16 protein-coding genes and 1 tRNA gene are annotated in these 16,945 nt (G+C 51.8%); 12 read left to right on the forward strand and 5 right to left on the reverse strand.

Features of this window, described 5'->3' with window-relative positions; translation table 11 throughout:
• Positions 1-84: 84 nt before the first annotated feature.
• The 7 genes from H4O27_RS11680 to waaA all read left to right on the forward strand — a co-directional run bounded on the left by H4O27_RS11680 (position 85) and on the right by waaA (position 9,304).
• Positions 85-1,584, forward strand: a complete 1,500-nt coding sequence (locus H4O27_RS11680; protein WP_165007002.1) for an NADH-quinone oxidoreductase subunit M — start codon at positions 85-87, stop codon at positions 1,582-1,584.
• Between the two features lie 9 nt (positions 1,585-1,593).
• A complete protein-coding gene (nuoN, locus tag H4O27_RS11685) occupies positions 1,594-3,036 on the forward strand; it encodes an NADH-quinone oxidoreductase subunit NuoN (RefSeq protein WP_165006998.1) in 1,443 nt (480 codons plus the stop codon).
• Positions 3,037-3,265: 229 nt separating this feature from the next.
• Positions 3,266-3,565, forward strand: coding sequence for a DUF2818 family protein (locus H4O27_RS11690; RefSeq protein WP_165006996.1), 300 nt, complete (start codon positions 3,266-3,268; stop codon positions 3,563-3,565).
• 105 nt (positions 3,566-3,670) lie between these two features.
• Positions 3,671-4,795, forward strand: a complete 1,125-nt coding sequence (proB, locus tag H4O27_RS11695) for a glutamate 5-kinase (RefSeq protein WP_165006994.1) — start codon at positions 3,671-3,673, stop codon at positions 4,793-4,795.
• Between the two features lie 135 nt (positions 4,796-4,930).
• A complete protein-coding gene (locus tag H4O27_RS11700; RefSeq protein ID WP_165006991.1) occupies positions 4,931-6,217 on the forward strand; it encodes an FAD-binding domain-containing protein in 1,287 nt (428 codons plus the stop codon).
• Positions 6,218-6,541: 324 nt separating this feature from the next.
• Entirely contained in the window at positions 6,542-7,747 is a 1,206-nt protein-coding gene (locus H4O27_RS11705) for an FUSC family protein (protein WP_165006988.1), read from the forward strand.
• A gap of 222 nt (positions 7,748-7,969) precedes the next feature.
• Positions 7,970-9,304, forward strand: a complete 1,335-nt coding sequence (gene waaA / locus H4O27_RS11710; protein ID WP_165006985.1) for a lipid IV(A) 3-deoxy-D-manno-octulosonic acid transferase — start codon at positions 7,970-7,972, stop codon at positions 9,302-9,304.
• 60 nt (positions 9,305-9,364) lie between these two features.
• Here waaA and H4O27_RS11715 read toward each other — a convergent pair whose 3' ends face one another.
• Positions 9,365-9,571: a YMGG-like glycine zipper-containing protein gene (locus tag H4O27_RS11715; protein ID WP_165006982.1), complete on the reverse strand. Its 207-nt coding sequence runs from the start codon at positions 9,569-9,571 to the stop codon at positions 9,365-9,367.
• 187 nt (positions 9,572-9,758) lie between these two features.
• Between H4O27_RS11715 and H4O27_RS11720 the strand changes: the two genes are divergently transcribed.
• Positions 9,759-10,208 carry a CopD family copper resistance protein gene (locus tag H4O27_RS11720; RefSeq protein ID WP_165006979.1) on the forward strand — a complete coding sequence of 150 codons (450 nt, stop codon included), beginning with the start codon at positions 9,759-9,761 and terminating at the stop codon, positions 10,206-10,208.
• Positions 10,209-10,380: 172 nt separating this feature from the next.
• Here H4O27_RS11720 and H4O27_RS11725 read toward each other — a convergent pair whose 3' ends face one another.
• A complete protein-coding gene (locus H4O27_RS11725) occupies positions 10,381-10,704 on the reverse strand; it encodes a hypothetical protein (protein WP_165006976.1) in 324 nt (107 codons plus the stop codon).
• 165 nt (positions 10,705-10,869) lie between these two features.
• Between H4O27_RS11725 and H4O27_RS11730 the strand changes: the two genes are divergently transcribed.
• From H4O27_RS11730 to H4O27_RS11745, 4 genes are all read left to right on the forward strand, one after another.
• Positions 10,870-10,945 (forward strand) — tRNA-Lys (locus H4O27_RS11730).
• Between the two features lie 187 nt (positions 10,946-11,132).
• Positions 11,133-12,644, forward strand: coding sequence for a lysine--tRNA ligase (gene lysS / locus H4O27_RS11735; protein ID WP_165006973.1), 1,512 nt, complete (start codon positions 11,133-11,135; stop codon positions 12,642-12,644).
• Positions 12,645-12,866: 222 nt separating this feature from the next.
• Positions 12,867-14,285 carry an alanine/glycine:cation symporter family protein gene (locus H4O27_RS11740; RefSeq protein WP_165006970.1) on the forward strand — a complete coding sequence of 473 codons (1,419 nt, stop codon included), beginning with the start codon at positions 12,867-12,869 and terminating at the stop codon, positions 14,283-14,285.
• Positions 14,286-14,402: 117 nt separating this feature from the next.
• Positions 14,403-14,849: a hypothetical protein gene (locus H4O27_RS11745; RefSeq protein ID WP_165006968.1), complete on the forward strand. Its 447-nt coding sequence runs from the start codon at positions 14,403-14,405 to the stop codon at positions 14,847-14,849.
• A 52-nt stretch (positions 14,850-14,901) separates the two neighbouring features.
• On the opposite strand, the gene H4O27_RS11750 is transcribed toward H4O27_RS11745, so the two are convergent.
• Genes H4O27_RS11750 through minD form a run of 3 tightly spaced genes read right to left on the reverse strand, consistent with a single transcriptional unit; the run spans position 14,902 to position 16,913 of the window.
• The gene (locus H4O27_RS11750) at positions 14,902-15,822 is read right to left on the reverse strand and encodes a hydrogen peroxide-inducible genes activator (RefSeq protein ID WP_165006965.1); all 921 of its coding nucleotides are present in this window, start codon (positions 15,820-15,822) and stop codon (positions 14,902-14,904) included.
• Positions 15,819-16,094: a cell division topological specificity factor MinE gene (gene minE / locus H4O27_RS11755; RefSeq protein ID WP_165006962.1), complete on the reverse strand. Its 276-nt coding sequence runs from the start codon at positions 16,092-16,094 to the stop codon at positions 15,819-15,821. The genes H4O27_RS11750 and minE overlap by 4 nt, the downstream gene beginning before the upstream one ends.
• Before the next feature lie 3 nt (positions 16,095-16,097).
• Positions 16,098-16,913 carry a septum site-determining protein MinD gene (gene minD, locus H4O27_RS11760; protein ID WP_106740117.1) on the reverse strand — a complete coding sequence of 272 codons (816 nt, stop codon included), beginning with the start codon at positions 16,911-16,913 and terminating at the stop codon, positions 16,098-16,100.
• Between the last annotated feature and the right edge of the window lie 32 nt (positions 16,914-16,945).

Consider the following 16,945-nt stretch of genomic DNA (forward strand, 5'->3'; position numbering starts at 1 on the left):
CTTATTTTCAGACGGCCTTGAGGCCGTCTGAAAACCCGGGCAGGACATCATTCAAGAATTAAAATAGAGAAAACAGGTAAAACGATGTTTTTCAATAACTTGCTTAGTTTGTCAATATGGGTGCCGATACTGGCGGGCCTGCTGGTGCTGGCAACGGGATCAGACAGGCGTGCGCCGCTGGCCCGTGTGATTGCCTTAATCGGTGCGGCGGCCGGATTTTTGGTAACGCTGCCGCTGTTTACGCAGTTTGACCGTTTGAGCGGCGGCTATCAGTTTACCGAGTTTCACGAGTGGATTCCGCTCTTGAAAATCAATTACGCTTTGGGCGTGGACGGCATTTCCGTGCTGTTTATTATCCTGAATGCGTTTATCACGCTGATGGTGGTGTTGGCGGGCTGGGAAGTGATTAAGAAGCGTGCAGCGCAGTATATGGCGGCGTTTTTGGTGATGTCAGGCCTGATTAACGGCGCATTTGCGGCGCAGGATGCCATTCTGTTTTATGTATTCTTCGAGGGTATGCTGATTCCGCTGTATCTGATTATCGGCGTGTGGGGCGGCCCGCGCAGGGTGTATGCTTCGGTGAAACTGTTCCTCTATACCCTGATGGGTTCGCTGCTGATGCTGGTGGCGATGGTGTATCTTTCCTATCAGGCGGGCGGCAGCTTTGCGATTGCCGATTTCCAAAATCTGAAACAGATTCCGATGGGTGTGCAACAGCTTTTGTTTGTGGCGTTTTTCCTGTCGTTTGCGGTGAAAGTACCGATGTTCCCCGTGCATACCTGGCTGCCCGATGCTCACGTTGAAGCACCGACCGGCGGCTCGATGGTGCTGGCGGCAATTACGCTGAAACTGGGCGCATACGGCTTTTTGCGCTTTATCCTGCCGATTTTGCCCGACGCTTCCCGCTATTTTGCGCCGGTAATTATCGTATTGAGCCTGATTGCCGTGATTTACATCGGCATGGTGGCACTGGTGCAGACCGATATGAAAAAACTGGTGGCGTATTCTTCCATCAGCCATATGGGTTTCGTAACGCTGGGCATGTTCCTGTTTGTCGGCGGCGAGCTGAACGATTGGGCGCTCAAAGGTGCCGTCATCCAAATGATTTCGCACGGTTTCGTGTCGGCGGCAATGTTTATGTGTATCGGCGTGATGTATGACCGGCTGCACACCCGCAACATCGCCGATTACGGCGGTGTGGTGAACGTGATGCCGAAATTTGCCGCCTTTATGATGCTGTTCGGCATGGCAAACGCAGGTTTGCCGGCAACTTCTGGTTTTGTCGGCGAATTTATGGTGATTATGGGTTCGGTGGAAGTTAATTTCTGGATTGGTGCGCTGGCGGCGCTGACACTGATTTACGGTGCGTCTTATACCTTGTGGATGTACAAACGGGTGATTTTCGGCGCTGTCAATAATCCGCACGTTGCCGAAATGAAAGACATCAACTGCCGCGAATTTCTGATTTTGGCGGTTCTGGCAGTTGCCGTATTGGGCATGGGTTTGTATCCGCAAGCCTTTATCGAAGTGGTTCATCAGGCGGCAAACGACCTGATTACGCAAGTCGCGCAAAGTAAGATTTGAGGTGTGTGAATGAACTGGACTGATTTGAATTTACTCCCTGCCATGCCTGAAATCGTTTTGCTGGCGGTGTTGTGTGTGGTGTTGCTGGCTGATTTGTGGATCAGTGATGACAAGCGTTTTCTCACCCATACCATGAGCTTAATCGGCATTGTGATTGTGACGCTGGTGCAATTGGCGGTGTGGGAAAAGGGCAGCACGTCTTCCTTCCACGGCATGTATATTGCCGACGGTATGTCGCGTTTGGCCAAACTCACGCTCTATGGTCTGACGGCGGGTCTGTTTATTTACAGCAAACCCTACAATCAGGCGCGTGCGCTGTTTAAAGGCGAGTTTTACACGCTGTCGATGTTTGCCCTGCTGGGCATGAGCGTGATGATTAGCGCGGGTCATTTTCTGACGGCCTATATCGGCTTGGAACTGTTGTCGCTGTCGCTGTATGCCATGATTGCGCTGCGCCGCGATTCGGCCGCTTCCGCCGAAGCCGCCTTAAAATATTTCGTGCTCGGCGCTTTGGCTTCGGGCTTGCTGCTCTATGGCATTTCCATGGTGTACGGCGCGACCGGTTCGCTGGAATTTGCCAGCGTACTGGCCACGGCGTTTAACGAAGAAGCCAACGATTGGCTGCTGAAATTGGGCTTGGTGTTTATCGTGGTGGCGATTGCGTTCAAACTCGGTGCCGTGCCGTTTCACATGTGGGTGCCGGATGTGTATCACGGCGCGCCGACTTCGGTGACCGCCTTTGTCGGTACTGCCCCGAAAATTGCCGCCGTGGTGTTTGCCTTCCGCATTTTGGTGACCGGTTTGGGCACGACATTCCAAGACTGGTCGCAAATGCTGGCGATTTTGGCGGTGGCATCGCTGTTGGTCGGTAACTTGGCCGCCATCATGCAGACCAACATCAAGCGCATGTTGGCCTATTCGACCATTTCGCACATGGGCTTTATCCTGCTGGCGTTTATGGCGGGTGCGGTCGGTTTTGCCGCCGGTCTGTATTACGCAATTACCTATGCTGTGATGAGCGCGGTCGGCTTCGGCGTGTTGATGGTATTGTCGAGTGAAACCATCGAATGCGAAGACATCAAAGATTTGGCCGGTCTGAACCAACGCCATGCGTGGTATTCATTTTTGATGTTGTTGTGTATGTTCTCGATGGCCGGTATTCCGCCGCTTATGGGCTTTTACGCCAAATTTGCCGTAATTAAGGCGCTGTTGTCACAAGGCTATGTCGGCCTGTCGGTGTTTGCCGTCATCATGAGTTTGATTGGCGCGTTCTACTACCTGCGTGTGGTGAAAACCATTTACTTCGACGAAGCCGGCCACGACCAACCTGTCGGCGGCAACTACGCGGTGAAATTCGTGCTGACCGTTAATGCCTTGCTGCTGCTGCTGTGGGGCATCATGCCGCAAACCGTCATCGACTGGTGCGCGGCGGCTTTGAATAATACTTTGTAATCCGTTAATAAAAGCAACGGCAACCTGTAAAAGGTTGCCGTTTTTTGTTAAGATGGCAGGCGTATTGTTCAGACGGCCTTTGGCGCGATTGGCTAAAATGTAGGTCATCTGAACAATATTTAGATCACAACCCAATCGATTTAGGTCTATTTATTTAAAATAAACCAAAAACAATTTGTTTCAGACGGCCTAAAATACCATCAGGCCGTCTGAAACCCGAAAGACCAAAATGACTGCATCCATGTATATTCTGTTGCTGTTGGCGCTGATTTTTGCCAACGCACCTTTTCTAACCAATAAGCTCTTGGGCGTGATTCCCGTGGCCAAAAAGCATTTCGGCCATCACCTGCTGGAACTCTTTATCGGCTTCGGCATCACCGCCGGGCTGGCGTATCTGCTTGAATCCCGCGCCGGAGCCGTGCATCCGCAGGAATGGGAATTTTACGCCGTGACCGTGTGCCTGTATCTGATTTTAGCGTTCCCTTGTTTTGTGTGGTGTTATTTTTGGAACGCACGCAACGTTCAATAATTGTTCAGACGGCATGTTTGTAATATGTGAAAGGCCGTCTGAAACCAATCTATAGGCAGTTACAGCCGCGCGGCAAACCGCCCAAACTTCCCAGCGAGACCAATCATGACCATCCAAAATCTGTCGCAAGCCAAACTCATTGTCGTCAAAGTCGGCTCCAGCCTTGTTACCGCCGAGGGCAAAGGCATCGACCAAATCGCACTCAACCGTTGGGCGACGCAAATTGCCGAACTGAAAGCCAAAGGCGTGCAGGTGATTTTTGTCTCCAGCGGCGCAATTGCCGAGGGCATCAAGCGTTTGGGCTGGACGAAACGCCCTACCGCCATCAATGAATTGCAAGCGGCGGCGGCAGTCGGGCAGATGGGCATTGCGCAGGCTTACGAATATGCCTTTGCCTACCACGGCATCCAAACCGCGCAAATCTTGCTCACGCATGAAGACTTGAGTAACCGCACCCGCTATCTCAACGCCCGCAGCACCTTGCTGACCTTGGTTGAAAAAGGCATGGTGCCGATTATCAATGAAAACGACACCGTCACCACTCACGAAATCAAACTCGGCGACAACGACACCTTGGCCGCGCTCGTGACCAACTTGGTCGATGCCGATGCACTGGTGATTCTCACCGACCAAAGCGGCTTATACGACAGTGACCCGCGCAAAAATCCGCAAGCCGAGTTTATCCGCCAAATCGAAGCCGACCATCCCGAACTCGAAGCCATGGCAGGCGGCGCAGGCAGCAGCGTCGGCACCGGCGGCATGTACACCAAAGTTACCGCCGCCAAACGCGCAGCCTTAAGCGGAGCCGCCACCGTGGTCGCCGGCGGCCGCGAGCCGAACGTACTGGTGCGCCTGCAGCAAGGCGAATCCATCGGCACGCTGTTTACCAGCACCCGCAGCCGTGTTGCCGCCCGCAAACAATGGCTGCTCGGCCATGTCCAACTGGCCGGAAAAATCACCGTGGACGGCGGTGCCGAACGTGCCTTAACCGAAAAACACGCCAGCCTGCTGCCTGTGGGCTGCATCGGTGTAGACGGCCATTTCCATCGTGGCGAACTGGTGGCCGTCGTCAATCAAAACGGCGACGAAATCGCCCGGGGCCTGATCAATTACAGCAGCGACGAAACCGCCAAAATCCTGCAAACCGATTCGCATCATATCCATGACAAACTGGGTTATGCGCAGGAAGAAGAGCTGATTCACCGCGACAATATGGCCTTGCGCCGATAGTGAAAAGCAAAGGCCGTTCTGAAGGTAAGGGTTGTGTGCTTTTCAGACGGCCTTTTATTCCGCTAAATCAATCTATTATTCAATAAAACCGAATTTTGCTAAAATCACTTTTCTTGATTTCAGACAGCCTAAGCTATGCAAAAAATCACCTTGATTTGGTTTCGCCGCAATTTACGTCTGTCCGACAATGCCGTGCTGCAACACGCTTTGGCGCGTGGTTTGCCGCTGGCTGCGATGTATGCTTGGCAGCGGCCGTCTGAAAGTGTGAATCCGCGCCAAACGGCGTTTCATCATCAGGCGGCGGCAGAAATACTGGCGGCCTTGGCAGCCAAAGGTGTGCCGCTGTTTGCCGTGCAGGGTAACGTAGCGGAGGCTGTACTCGATTTGGCCATGCGTTTGAACGCAAAAAGTGTGTTGGCCGACGAAGCCTATACGCCGTCTGAAACCGAGCGCGACAACCGCATTTGGCGGCTGTTGGATGCGCAAGGCATTGCCTTCGAGCGTTTCAACGACCGCACCGTCTTTGCTAAGGCCGGCATCATGAGCGAACACGGCCGGCCGTATCTTGAATTTGCCCCGTATAAACAGGCTTGGTTGCAGGCCTTTTCGCAGCGGATTGCGGAACAAAGGCCGTCTGAACAGCCCGATATTCCGTTTCAGACGGCCTTTGCCGATTTGCCGCCGTTCCCCGATATGGAGCCGGCCGCATTGATGCAGCAAGGCGGCGAACAGGCGGCGTGGCGGCAATGGCGGCAGTTTGCACCGCAATCGGGCATGTATTCATTGCTGAAAGACTTCCCCGCCAAAAAAGCTACGTCGCAATTGGGCGCGTATTTGTCCGCCGGCTGTATTTCACCGCGCGTGTTGGCCGCAGAAGCCGTTGCACGCGGTGCGCATGATTGGCTGGAGAACCTGATTCGGCGCGATTTTTACCAGCAATGGATGTTTCACCATCCCGAAGCGGCGCAGCAGCTTGATGAAGAGAGCACCGTCGATGCCGAATTTTTCCGCCGCTGGACACAAGGCGTAACCGGTTTTCCCCTCATCGATGCCGCCATGCGCTGTTTACAGCGCAGCGGCTGGTTGCCGCCGGTGTTGCGGCAGGCGGCCGCGCAGTTTTGGTGCGTGACCTTGCAGCAACCTTGGCAGCACGGTGCGCGTTGGTTTGCGCAAAATCAGTTGGACGATGATGTTGCCGCTAATATCGGCAATTGGCAAACTGTTGCCGGATTATTGTCGCTGTGCGCACCGCGCGTATTGCATCCGACTGTCACCGCGCAACAGTTCGATCCCGACGGCACGTTTATCCGCCGCCACCTGCCCGAGCTTGCCCATTTGCCCAAAGACGTGATTCACGCACCGTGGCTGGCACGTGCTGATGTCGATCGGCATGGTTATCCGCTGCCGATGGTGGAGATTTAAACCATATTGCCAATTAAAAAGGCCGTCTGAAATAATGTAGGAAATCTCGGGTTGTTGATACTTTGTATGCAAAACAGCTTTTGTTTTTTGACTTAACGATTGTTTTAGGATTTTCGGGCGTTATCAAGAACCATGCGGCTTTGCCGTGTTTTTCGGCATTCTTGGCAACGCCCGGAAATCCCAACACCGGCCTTCGGGCAAAAAAGAAAAAGTGTAAACAACGCTGGGATTTTCTACAGAATAGATCGACAGCAAATATCGATGCTTTTTCAGACGGACTGGAGATTCCGTTTTAAAAACAATAAACCCCAAACCTTAATCTTTATGCGCTCTTTCACATTCAAAAAACCGTCTTTCTTCAAAACTTCCGCCTTTTCACGCCGCCGTACCCCCGAGCGTGCGCATTTTGTCGAAAGCTGGCTTAATTCTTACGAACGCTACCGTTACCGCCGCCTGATTCACGCCGTGCGTTTGGGCTTGGCAGTGGTATTCGCCACGCTGCTGGCGCGTTTGCCGCAGGTCGAACACGGCGAATGGATCGGCATGACGGTGTTCATCGTATTGGGTATGCTGCAGTTTCAGGGGGCGATTTATTCCAAGGCGGTGGAACGGATGATCGGCACGGTCATCGGTTTGGGCGTGGGTTTAAGTGTATTGTGGCTGAACCAGCATTATTTTCACGGCGGCATTTTGTTTTATGTGGCGGTGGGTGTGTTGAGTGCGTTGTCGGGCTGGGCGGCGGTCGGTAAAAACGGCTATATGCCGATGTTGGTCGGTCTGACCATGTGTATGCTGATTGGCGACAGCGGCATGGATTGGCTCGACAGCGGCGTGATTCGTGCGTTGAATGTGTTGATTGGTGCATTGGTCGCGATTGGCGCGGCCAAATTGCTGCCCTTGCGCTCGACTTTGATGTGGCGCTTTATGTTGGCGGATAATCTGACCGAGTGCAGCCGCATCATCTCTGAAGTGAGCAACGGCCAACGCATGACGCGCGAACGTCTGGCGCAAAACCGCGCCAAGATGAAGCAAATTAACGCGCGTTTGGTAAAAAGCCGCAGCCATCTCGATGCGATGTCGGGCGAAAGCCACATCAGTAAACCAATGATGGAATCGATGCAGTTGGCGCATCGCAAAATCGTCAACAGCACCGAATTGCTGCTCACCACTTCGGCCAAATTGCAGCAGCCGGAAATCAGCGAAGACGAAGCCCGACTTGTCAGCCGCCAGTTTGCCCAATTGCAGCGTGAATTGCGTTTGACCGTGCGCTTGATTAAAGGCCACTATGCGCGCCGCATCCGCTTCGACAACGGCCCGAATCCCGAATTGGAAAAACTGGCGCAGCATTTGCCCTTTGATTGGCAGGGCTTTTTATGGCTGGGTGCGAATACCCGCAACGAAGTCGCCGGCTTGGTGATTTTGCTGCAGCGCACCCGCCGCCGCTGGCTGGATGGCTATGAGTTGCAACGTTTGCGCACTTATTTACTGGAAAGTAGGGCGGGCGAAGTTTCGGAAGAACAGGCCGTCTGAAAATATAGTGGATTCACTATAAATTTGATTTTGTCATCAAAAACAGGGCGGGCGATTGTTGGTAATGCCCTTTCGAGAAAACAATAATCTGTTAACATCAGCTTATTCGCAAGGCCGTCTGAAAGCCGATGATCCATGTTTTCAGACGGCTTTTGTTTTCTGTTTGCGATTAAATAAGCTAGAATATCAACCGGACAACGACAACCACAAAGCAGAAATAGCATGATAAGCCGTTGGCTTTACACACAACTTTGGAAAACCGCACCGCCGCTGATTCGCCGGTATCTGAAAAAACGTGCCGGCAAATCGCCTGCTTATTTGGATAACTGGGACGAACGCTTCGGCGCATCTCTGCACAATCCGGTGCAGCAGCCGATTTGGATACACGCCGTGTCGGTGGGTGAAACCCGCGCCGCGCAGCCGTTGATTGCCGCCTTGCGCCGTTATTTTGCCGATGTGCCGCTGCTGCTGACGCAGATGACACCGACCGGCCGCGCCGCCGCTGAAGAATTGTTCCCCGATGCGCAATGCCGCTACTTGCCGTATGACAAGCCGGAATGGATTGAGCAGTTTTTGAGCGAACACAAGCCGCGGTTCGGTATATTGATGGAAACCGAAATCTGGCCGAATCTGATTTACGGTTGCGCCGAGCAGGGCGTGCCGCTGTTTTTGGCCAATGCGCGTTTGTCGGAAAAGTCGCAAAACGGCTATTTGAAAATCCGCCGTTTGGTTGCGCCTGCCATGCAGACCTTGAGCGGCTGCTTTGCCCAAACCGCCGCCGATGCCGAGCGCCTGCACTTAATCGGCGCATCGAATGTACATGTGTGCGGCAACACCAAATACGACATCACGCCGCCGGAAGGTATGCGCGCTTTGGCCGCGGCATTTAAGGAACGCATCGGCAACCGGCCGGTGGTGTTGTGTGCCAGTACACGTGCGCACAAAGGTACCGATGAAGCCGAATTATTACTGAAAGCATGGCAGCAATACCAAGGCGATGCCTTATTGGTGGTGGTGCCGCGCCATCCCGAGCGTTTTCAGACGGCCTTTGATACCGCGGCCAGCTTGGGCTTTGCCGTGCAAAAACGCAGCGACAATGAATTGGTATCGCCGCAAACGCAGGTTTGGATCGGCGACAGCATGGGCGAATTGTTTGCCTATTATTTGAGCGCGGATGTGGCTTTTGTCGGCGGTAGCTTGGTCGATACCGGCTGTCAAAACATCATCGAGCCGATTGCCTGCGGCGTGCCGACTTTGTTCGGGCCTTCTACTTATAATTTTGCCGCTGCGTGTGATTTGGCGGTCAAAGCCGATGCGGCGCAACAAGTTAGGAGTGCGCAAGAGTGGCTGAAAGCCGCCGAAACATGTTTGAATGATGCGGAAGTGAGCAACCGTTTTAGAGGCAATGCCGAAGCGTTTGTGTCGGCACACCGCGGTGCAAGCGAGCGCATGGCCTATGAAATCGGCAAAATGATTTTGAAAAAAGAAGTGTTGCGCTTTAAGAAAGACGATGCGGAAGAAACCGCGCCGGCGGGCAAACAAGATTTTTCAGCATAAGAAAAGGCCGTCTGAAACCAACCGGAGAAGGTTTCAGACGGCCTTTGCCGTTTGGCCGGATTAACGGTTTACCTGGCTGCCGATCACGCCGCCTAAGGCCGCACCGCCCAAAGTAGAAGCGGTATCGCCGCCCAACAGGTTACCTGCTACGCCGCCGACAACGGCGCCGGTTGCAGTATTGCGTTGAGAAGTCGACATGCCGGCACATGCGCTCAAAGACGCGGCAACGGCAATCAGGGCAAAGGTTTTGGTAATCATCGATTTCATAAAAGTCTCCAATCCAAAAGGATTTTTGTTGTTCGGTGTTGTGCAGCTAGTATGGCACAAACTTGGTTTAATAATATCTTGTAAAAGTAAAGACTCTTTAAACTAAGAAAATTTTTTTATGCGTGGCGCTTCTTTTGCAGCGGGTGTACACTATGGCGGCAATTTTACGAAGAATAGAGAATCAGCGATGAGTATTTATGCAGTGGCACACATTGTGCATTTGTTTTGTGCGATTGCTTTTGTCGGCGGCGTGTTTTTTGAAATGCTGGTGTTGTCGGTCATGCACACCAAGCGCGTATCGCGCGAGGCCAGGCGCGAAGTGGAAAAAGCGATGTCGTATCGTGCCGTACGGGTAATGCCGCCGGTGGTGATTGTGTTGTTTTTGTCCGGCTTGGTGATGGTGTTTGAGCGCTATGTGCCGGTGTTCCATCAGCCGTTTGCATCGTCTTTCGGCACCATGCTGTTTCTCAAAGTTTTGCTGGCGTTCAGCGTGTTGCTGCATTTTGCCATCGCCGTGGTCAAAATGGCGCGCGGCACGTTAACCGTGGGTTGGTCGAAATACATTCATGCCGTGGTGTTTACCCACATGCTGCTGATTGTGTTTTTCGCCAAAGCGATGTTTTATTGGGTGTTGTAATACCGAGATTAAAAAGGAAAAGGCCGTCTGAATGTTCAGACGGCCTTTTTTCAGCAGGGTACTATAGTGAATCCACTTTAAAATAGTACGGCGTTGGTTCGCCTAACCGTATTATCTATACTGTTTTCGGCTCACCGCCTTGTCCTATTTTTAAAGTGAATCCACGATAAAATTATTTAGTGGCTGCGTCTTTGGCTTCTTGAGCCGCGTCTTTCGCTGCTTCAACGGCGTTTTCCGCTGCATTTTTTGCATCAGCCGCTGCTTCTTTGGCTGCGTCAGCTGCATCGTTTGCCGCAGCTTTGGCATCGTTTTTGGCATCAGTCATTGCCGAAGCAGCGTTATCAGTCGCTTCTTTTACCGCAGCGGCTGCATCGTTTGCAGCGTTTTTGGCATCAGAGGCTACGGCTTGAGCCGCTTCTTTAGATTCTTGTTTGGCTTCTTGTGAACAAGCCGCCAAACCGGCTACCATCATCGCAGCAATCAGAAATTTTTTCATATTTTGTCCTTTCATTATCAACGTATCGGTTTCGAGCCGATGGAAAATCATAGCACAGCGTATGCTTTGCGACAGCTTTATTTCGATAAAAAACGCCTGAAATAAAAATTTTTTCAAAAAAGTGTTGACAGTAAAAAAGCGGGTCTCTATAATAAGCGTCTTGTCGGGTCGTTAGCTCAGTCGGTAGAGCAGCGGACTTTTAATCCGTTGGTCGAAGGTTCGAATCCTTCACGACCCACCAGATAAAGAAAACCTGCTTAGCAATAGGCAGGTTTTTTTACGCCTGTTGGAAAGGTTGTACGCGATTTCAGACGGCCTTTACCTTTACTAGATAAAACAAGCGGTTTCGCGTAAAATATGCGCAATTTTATTGATCTTCTCAAAAGGCTGTCTGAACCCGCGGCCTGTCTTTATTTTTGGAAAACACCATGAGTGAACAGCACAATCCGTCTGTCGAGCCGCAACTTGACGAAAACCAAATCATGGCTTTGCGCCGTGAAAAACTCAACGATATCCGCAAAGTACGCAATGCCTATCCCAACGATTTCAAACGCGACAGCTTTGCCGCCGATTTGCACAACCAATACGATGCCTTAAGCAAAGAAGAGCTTGATTCGCAAGCCGTGCCGGTCAAAGTCGCCGGCCGCATGATGCTCAAACGCGCGATGGGTAAAGCCAGCTTTGCCACCATTCAAGATGCCGGCGGCCAAATCCAGCTGTACATCAACAATCAAGGCGTGGGCGAAGCGGCGCACGATGATTTCAAACATTGGGATATGGGCGACATCGTCGGCGCGGAAGGGACTTTGTTCAAAACCAACCATGGCGAATTGACCGTGCGCGTGTCGGCGATTCATCTGTTAAGCAAATCGCTGCGCCCGATGCCGGACAAACACAAAGGTTTGGCAGATCAGGAAACCAAATACCGCCAGCGTTATGTGGATTTGATTGCCAACGAAGAATCACGCCGAACCTTCATCAAACGCAGCCGGATTATCCAATCGGTGCGCAATTTCATGGTGGGCGAGCAATATTTGGAAGTGGAAACGCCGATGATGCATCCGATTCCGGGCGGTGCTACGGCCAAACCGTTCGTCACCCATCACAATGCTTTGGATATTCCGCTGTATCTGCGTATCGCGCCGGAACTGTATCTGAAACGCTTGGTGGTCGGCGGCTTGGAGCGCGTGTTTGAGATTAACCGCAGCTTCCGCAACGAAGGTATGTCGGTGCGCCACAATCCCGAATTCACCATGATTGAGTTCTATGAAGCATTTTCCGATTACGAGCGCATGATGCAGATGGCGGAAGATATCATCCGCAGCGCATCGATGACCGTCAACGGCACCGCCAAAATCAGCTACAACGGCAAAGAAGTCGATTTGGAAAGCCCGTTTGAGCGCCTGACGATTTTGGATGCGATTAAAAAATACAACCCGCACTACACGGACGAGCAGTTGAACGATGCCGAATGGCTGAAAAAAGAAATCGTCAAACACGGCGAAAGCCTACCGCCTTCACCGGGCATCGGCAGCTTGCAATTGGCTTTGTTTGAAGGTTGCACCGAGCGCAAATTGTGGAATCCGACCTTCATCGTGGATTATCCGGTAGAAGTGTCGCCATTGGCACGCGCATCCGACAGTAAACCGGGCTTGACCGAGCGTTTTGAGCTGTTTGTGGTCGGCCGCGAATTGGCCAACGGCTATTCCGAGTTGAACGATCCGGAAGACCAAGCCAACCGCTTCAAATCGCAAGTGGCGCAAAAAGATGCCGGCGATGATGAAGCCATGCACTACGATGCCGACTACATCCGCGCGATGGAATACGGTTTGCCGCCGACCGGCGGTTGCGGTATCGGCATTGACCGCTTGGTGATGCTGCTGACCGATGCGCAAACCATCCGCGATGTGATTTTGTTCCCGCAAATGCGTCCGGAATAAGTTTTGTTTTCAAGGCCGTCTGAAACGTTTCAGACGGCCTTTTAGCGTAAATCACCGTATGTGACAGCATTAAAGATGTTGGCATTTCTGAAAATACAACCGTTTAAACAGTCGTTTACACAAATATCAACAATCTGATACAATTGTTTACAATTCATTATTCATTCAGACGGCCTGATTTAAAAGGCCGTCTGAAACCGTTTTTGATTTTGAAAGGTGATTATGACCGAATCTTTACACCAATGGGTCACGGCTATTAACGAGCCGCTTTGGAACGGCCTGATTTTCTTGTTGCTGGGCGCGGGTTTGTTTTTTACCGTAGCGACCGGCTTTGTACAGTTCCGCCTGTTTGGGCAAAGTGTCAAAGCAATGCTCGGCGGCCGCAAACAGGGCGATGACCCGCACGGGATTACGCCGTTTCAGGCGTTTGTAACCGGCTTGGCGAGCCGTGTCGGTGTCGGCAATATTGCCGGTGTGGCGATTGCCATCAGCGTCGGCGGCCCGGGTGCGGTGTTTTGGATGTGGCTGGTGGCTTTAATCGGCATGAGTTCTGCTTTTGCCGAATCCTCGCTGGCGCAGTTGTTTAAAATCCGCGATTACGACAACCATCATTTCCGCGGTGGCCCGGCGTATTATATTACCCAAGGTTTGGGTCAGCGCTGGTTGGGTGTATTGTTCGCCCTGAGCCTGATTTTCTGTTTCGGCTTTGTGTATGAAGCGGTGCAGGCCAACTCGATTGTGGCGGCGGCCGAAGTGGCGTGGGGCTGGAACAAACACGCTGTCGGCGTGGGTTTGGTGATTCTGACAGCTCCGATTATTTTCGGCGGTATCCGCCGTGTGGCCCGTTGGTCGGAAGCGATTGTGCCGGTGATGGCAACGCTGTATCTGCTGATGGCGCTGTATGTGATTGCGACCAATATTTCTATGGTGCCGCACGTGTTTGCGCTGATTTTCAACAATGCCTTCCATTGGGATTCGGCCGGCGGCGGCCTGTTGGGCGGTTTGATTTCGCAAACCATGATGATGGGCATCAAGCGGGGTCTGTATTCTAACGAAGCCGGTCAGGGTTCGGCACCGAATGCGGCGGCAGCGGCCGAGGTAAAACACCCGGTGTCGCAAGGTATGATTCAAATGCTGGGCGTGTTTGTCGATACCATGATTGTCTGCTCGTGTACCGCCTTTATCGTGTTGATGTCGGATGTTCAGTTCGGATCGGACTTGAGCGGCGTGCAGCTGACACAGGCGGCGATTGTCAGCCATGTGGGCAACTGGGGCGCCGATTTCTTGGCGGTGGTGCTGTTTATGTTTGCCTTCTCGACCATTATCGGCAACTATGCCTACGCTGAATCGAATGTTCAGTTTATCAAGAGCAACTGGCTGATTCTGACTATCTTCCGCATGGGCGTGCTGGGCATGGTGTATTTCGGCTCGGTTACCAGTGTGCCGCTGGTGTGGGACATGGCGGATATGGCGATGGGTACGATGGCGTGGATTAACCTGATTGCGATTTTGCTGCTGTCACCGCTGGTGTTCCTGCTGTTGAAAGACTACACCGCTAAGTTGAAAATGGGCAGAGAGCCTGAATTCAAATTGTCGGAACATCCGGGTTTGAAGCGCAAAGTTAAATCGGATATTTGGTAAGAGCAATCAACAAAGGCCGTCTGAAAACGTTTTCAGACGGCCTTTTTATGTTTCGCTGCTTGCTCAAATGATTGAATAATCACATAATATTCATATTGTTTAGTTAGGGGGAATGTCATGCCGTTACCCACACGCAGCAAAACGTTGATACAAGATGACAGTAGCGGATTTGAGTTTGCACAAGACATGCTGCAAGGCGATGCGACTTATGCCATTAATTTTGACCGGATTCAGTTTCACCCTAAAAAGGGTTATCTGATTTTTGAATATTTGCGCTGCCACGAATCGCAATCGGTCAATCCGCATACCTCACATCCTAATCGCTATTTTCAGAAAAACAAATTCAAATTTTTATCCTTATTCAAAATCGCCCAAGATTTAAACGCCACTTTATATTTGGTTAATTACGCCGCAAAAGGAACGCCGCATGCGGACAAAGTACGTTTGATGAAGGTGGTGAACGTGGATGAAGTGCGCAGCGAGCCGGTAGAAACCATTAATGTCGAAACCACACGTAAAGCATTCAGTGCATGGTTTCGTAAGCTAAATCGGGAGTGCTGTTGAAAACAATAAAAAGGCCGTCTGAATTTCAGACGGCCTTTTTTGATGAATCCACTTAATCTTTCACAAACGACACACCGTTTAATTGCGAATTCAAAATAGCGGCGCGCAAAGCGGTCAAGGCTTTCGGGCGCACGAAATTGCGGCGGTAAGCCAGCACCACGCGGCGGGCGGGTGCAGTGCCCTCAAACGGAATGATGCTAAACAATAAGTGATCGTTTTCCGTCAGGGCGGTAGCCGGCATCACGCTGATGGCCAAGCCACTGGCAACCATGTGGCGGATGGTGTTGATGGAGCTGCCCTGCAAGGTATTGGTCAAGCCTTGGATTTTTTGCTTGGCGGCCAATTCCGAGCAGCTCGACAATACCTGGTCACGCAAGCAGTTGCCTTCGGTCAAAAGCAATACTTGTTCTTCGGCCAACATACTTGGGGTGATGGCATCCAGCTCTTCAAACAGATGGCCTTTGGGTACAATCACGAAGAACGGTTCGTCATACAATGGCTCGGTCACAATACCCGGCTCTTGGAAAGGTTCCGCCACCACGATGGCATCCAAATCGCCGCGTTTGAGCGATTCGGTCAGCGTGTAGGTGTAGTGTTCTTCGAGCATCAGCGGCATTTTCGGCGCGGTGTCGCGCAGCGAAACAATCAGCTTCGGCAACAAATAAGGGGCAACGGTGAAAATCAGACCCAGCTTGAATGCGCCTTCCAATTCGTTTTGTTCTTCATTGGCCAAATGCTTGATTAAATCGGCTTCTTCCAATACACGGCGGGCTTGGGCAACAATGCGTTCGCCCGCTTCGGTGGTGATGATGTCGTTGCTGCTGCGGTCAAACAGAGAAACCGACAGCTCTTCTTCCAGCTTTTTAATCGCAATGGAAAGGGTAGGCTGGCTGACAAAGCAGCGTCGCGCCGCGCGGCCGAAATGGCGCTCTTGGGCAACGGCTACGATGTAACGCAATTCGGTTAAAGTCATTCAGCGGCCTTTTTTTGTTCAGGCAGGGTAATGTTCAATTCAAGAACGTCCAAGCCGTCTTGTTTCTCTTGAGAAATGCGGATATCGTCTAAGGAAACATTCACATACTTAGACAGAACTTCCAGCAGCTCTTTGCGTAGTGTCGGCAGGTAATCCGGCGCTCCGTTACCGTTTTCATTGGCACGTTCTTGCGCAATGATGATTTGCAGGCGGTCGCGTGCCACTTCGGCGGTTTTCGGTTTTCTGCCGAACAGGATATCTAACAAAGACATGGCTTAACCTCCGAACAAGCGTTTGAAGAAGCCTTTTTTCTCTGCTTCGAGGAAACGCATTTCGCGATTTTCACCCAGCAGACGGGCAATCACGTCTTTATAGGCTTCGGCAGCTGCCGCGCTGTTTTGGTGAATCACCGGTTCGCCGGCATTGGAAGCCTGCAAAACATTTTGTGATTCAGGAATCACGCCCAACAACGGAATACGCAAGATGTCGCAAATGTCTTGCACCGACAGCATTTCGCCTTTTTCCACGCGCTCAGGCGAGTAGCGGGTAATCAGCAAATGCTCTTTCACGCTGCCGCCTTGTTCGGCTTTGCGCGATTTGCTCTGCAAAATGCCCAAGATGCGGTCAGAGTCGCGCACGCTTGATACTTCAGGGTTGGTGGTGATGATGGCTTCGTCGGCAAAATACAAGGCCATCAATGCGCCTTGTTCGATACCGGCAGGCGAGTCGCAGATGATGTATTCGAAGCCCAGTTTTTTACCGGCCAATTCTTCCATTACTTTTTCCACGCCTTCGCGGCTCAAGGCATCTTTGTCGCGGGTTTGCGAAGCCGGCAGAATAAACAGGTTTTCGCAGTTTTTGTCTTTAATCAGGGCTTGGTTCAGCGTGGCTTCGCCTTGAATCACGTTGATTAAGTCGTACACAACGCGGCGTTCGCAGCCCATAATCAAGTCAAGGTTACGCAAGCCGACGTCGAAGTCGATCACGGCGGTTTTGTGGCCGCGCAAGGCCAAACCGGTTGCAATGCTGGCGCTGGTGGTGGTTTTGCCCACGCCGCCTTTACCTGAGGTTACTACAATAATTTTTGCCACGATATTTCCTTTTCAGATACTCAAATTTAAGA

It is taken from the genome of Neisseria yangbaofengii (assembly GCF_014898075.1).
GTDB classification, from domain to species: domain Bacteria; phylum Pseudomonadota; class Gammaproteobacteria; order Burkholderiales; family Neisseriaceae; genus Neisseria; species Neisseria yangbaofengii.

Coding starts and splice junctions, on each gene's coding strand:
- H4O27_RS11680 (WP_165007002.1), top strand. CDS start 85: ATGTTTTTCAATAACTTGCTTAGTTTGTCAATATGGGTGCCGATACTG.
- nuoN (WP_165006998.1), top strand. CDS start 1,594: ATGAACTGGACTGATTTGAATTTACTCCCTGCCATGCCTGAAATCGTT.
- H4O27_RS11690 (WP_165006996.1), top strand. CDS start 3,266: ATGACTGCATCCATGTATATTCTGTTGCTGTTGGCGCTGATTTTTGCC.
- proB (WP_165006994.1), top strand. CDS start 3,671: ATGACCATCCAAAATCTGTCGCAAGCCAAACTCATTGTCGTCAAAGTC.
- H4O27_RS11700 (WP_165006991.1), top strand. CDS start 4,931: ATGCAAAAAATCACCTTGATTTGGTTTCGCCGCAATTTACGTCTGTCC.
- H4O27_RS11705 (WP_165006988.1), top strand. CDS start 6,542: ATGCGCTCTTTCACATTCAAAAAACCGTCTTTCTTCAAAACTTCCGCC.
- waaA (WP_165006985.1), top strand. CDS start 7,970: ATGATAAGCCGTTGGCTTTACACACAACTTTGGAAAACCGCACCGCCG.
- H4O27_RS11715 (WP_165006982.1), bottom strand. CDS start 9,571: ATGAAATCGATGATTACCAAAACCTTTGCCCTGATTGCCGTTGCCGCG.
- H4O27_RS11720 (WP_165006979.1), top strand. CDS start 9,759: ATGAGTATTTATGCAGTGGCACACATTGTGCATTTGTTTTGTGCGATT.
- H4O27_RS11725 (WP_165006976.1), bottom strand. CDS start 10,704: ATGAAAAAATTTCTGATTGCTGCGATGATGGTAGCCGGTTTGGCGGCT.
- lysS (WP_165006973.1), top strand. CDS start 11,133: ATGAGTGAACAGCACAATCCGTCTGTCGAGCCGCAACTTGACGAAAAC.
- H4O27_RS11740 (WP_165006970.1), top strand. CDS start 12,867: ATGACCGAATCTTTACACCAATGGGTCACGGCTATTAACGAGCCGCTT.
- H4O27_RS11745 (WP_165006968.1), top strand. CDS start 14,403: ATGCCGTTACCCACACGCAGCAAAACGTTGATACAAGATGACAGTAGC.
- H4O27_RS11750 (WP_165006965.1), bottom strand. CDS start 15,822: ATGACTTTAACCGAATTGCGTTACATCGTAGCCGTTGCCCAAGAGCGC.
- minE (WP_165006962.1), bottom strand. CDS start 16,094: ATGTCTTTGTTAGATATCCTGTTCGGCAGAAAACCGAAAACCGCCGAA.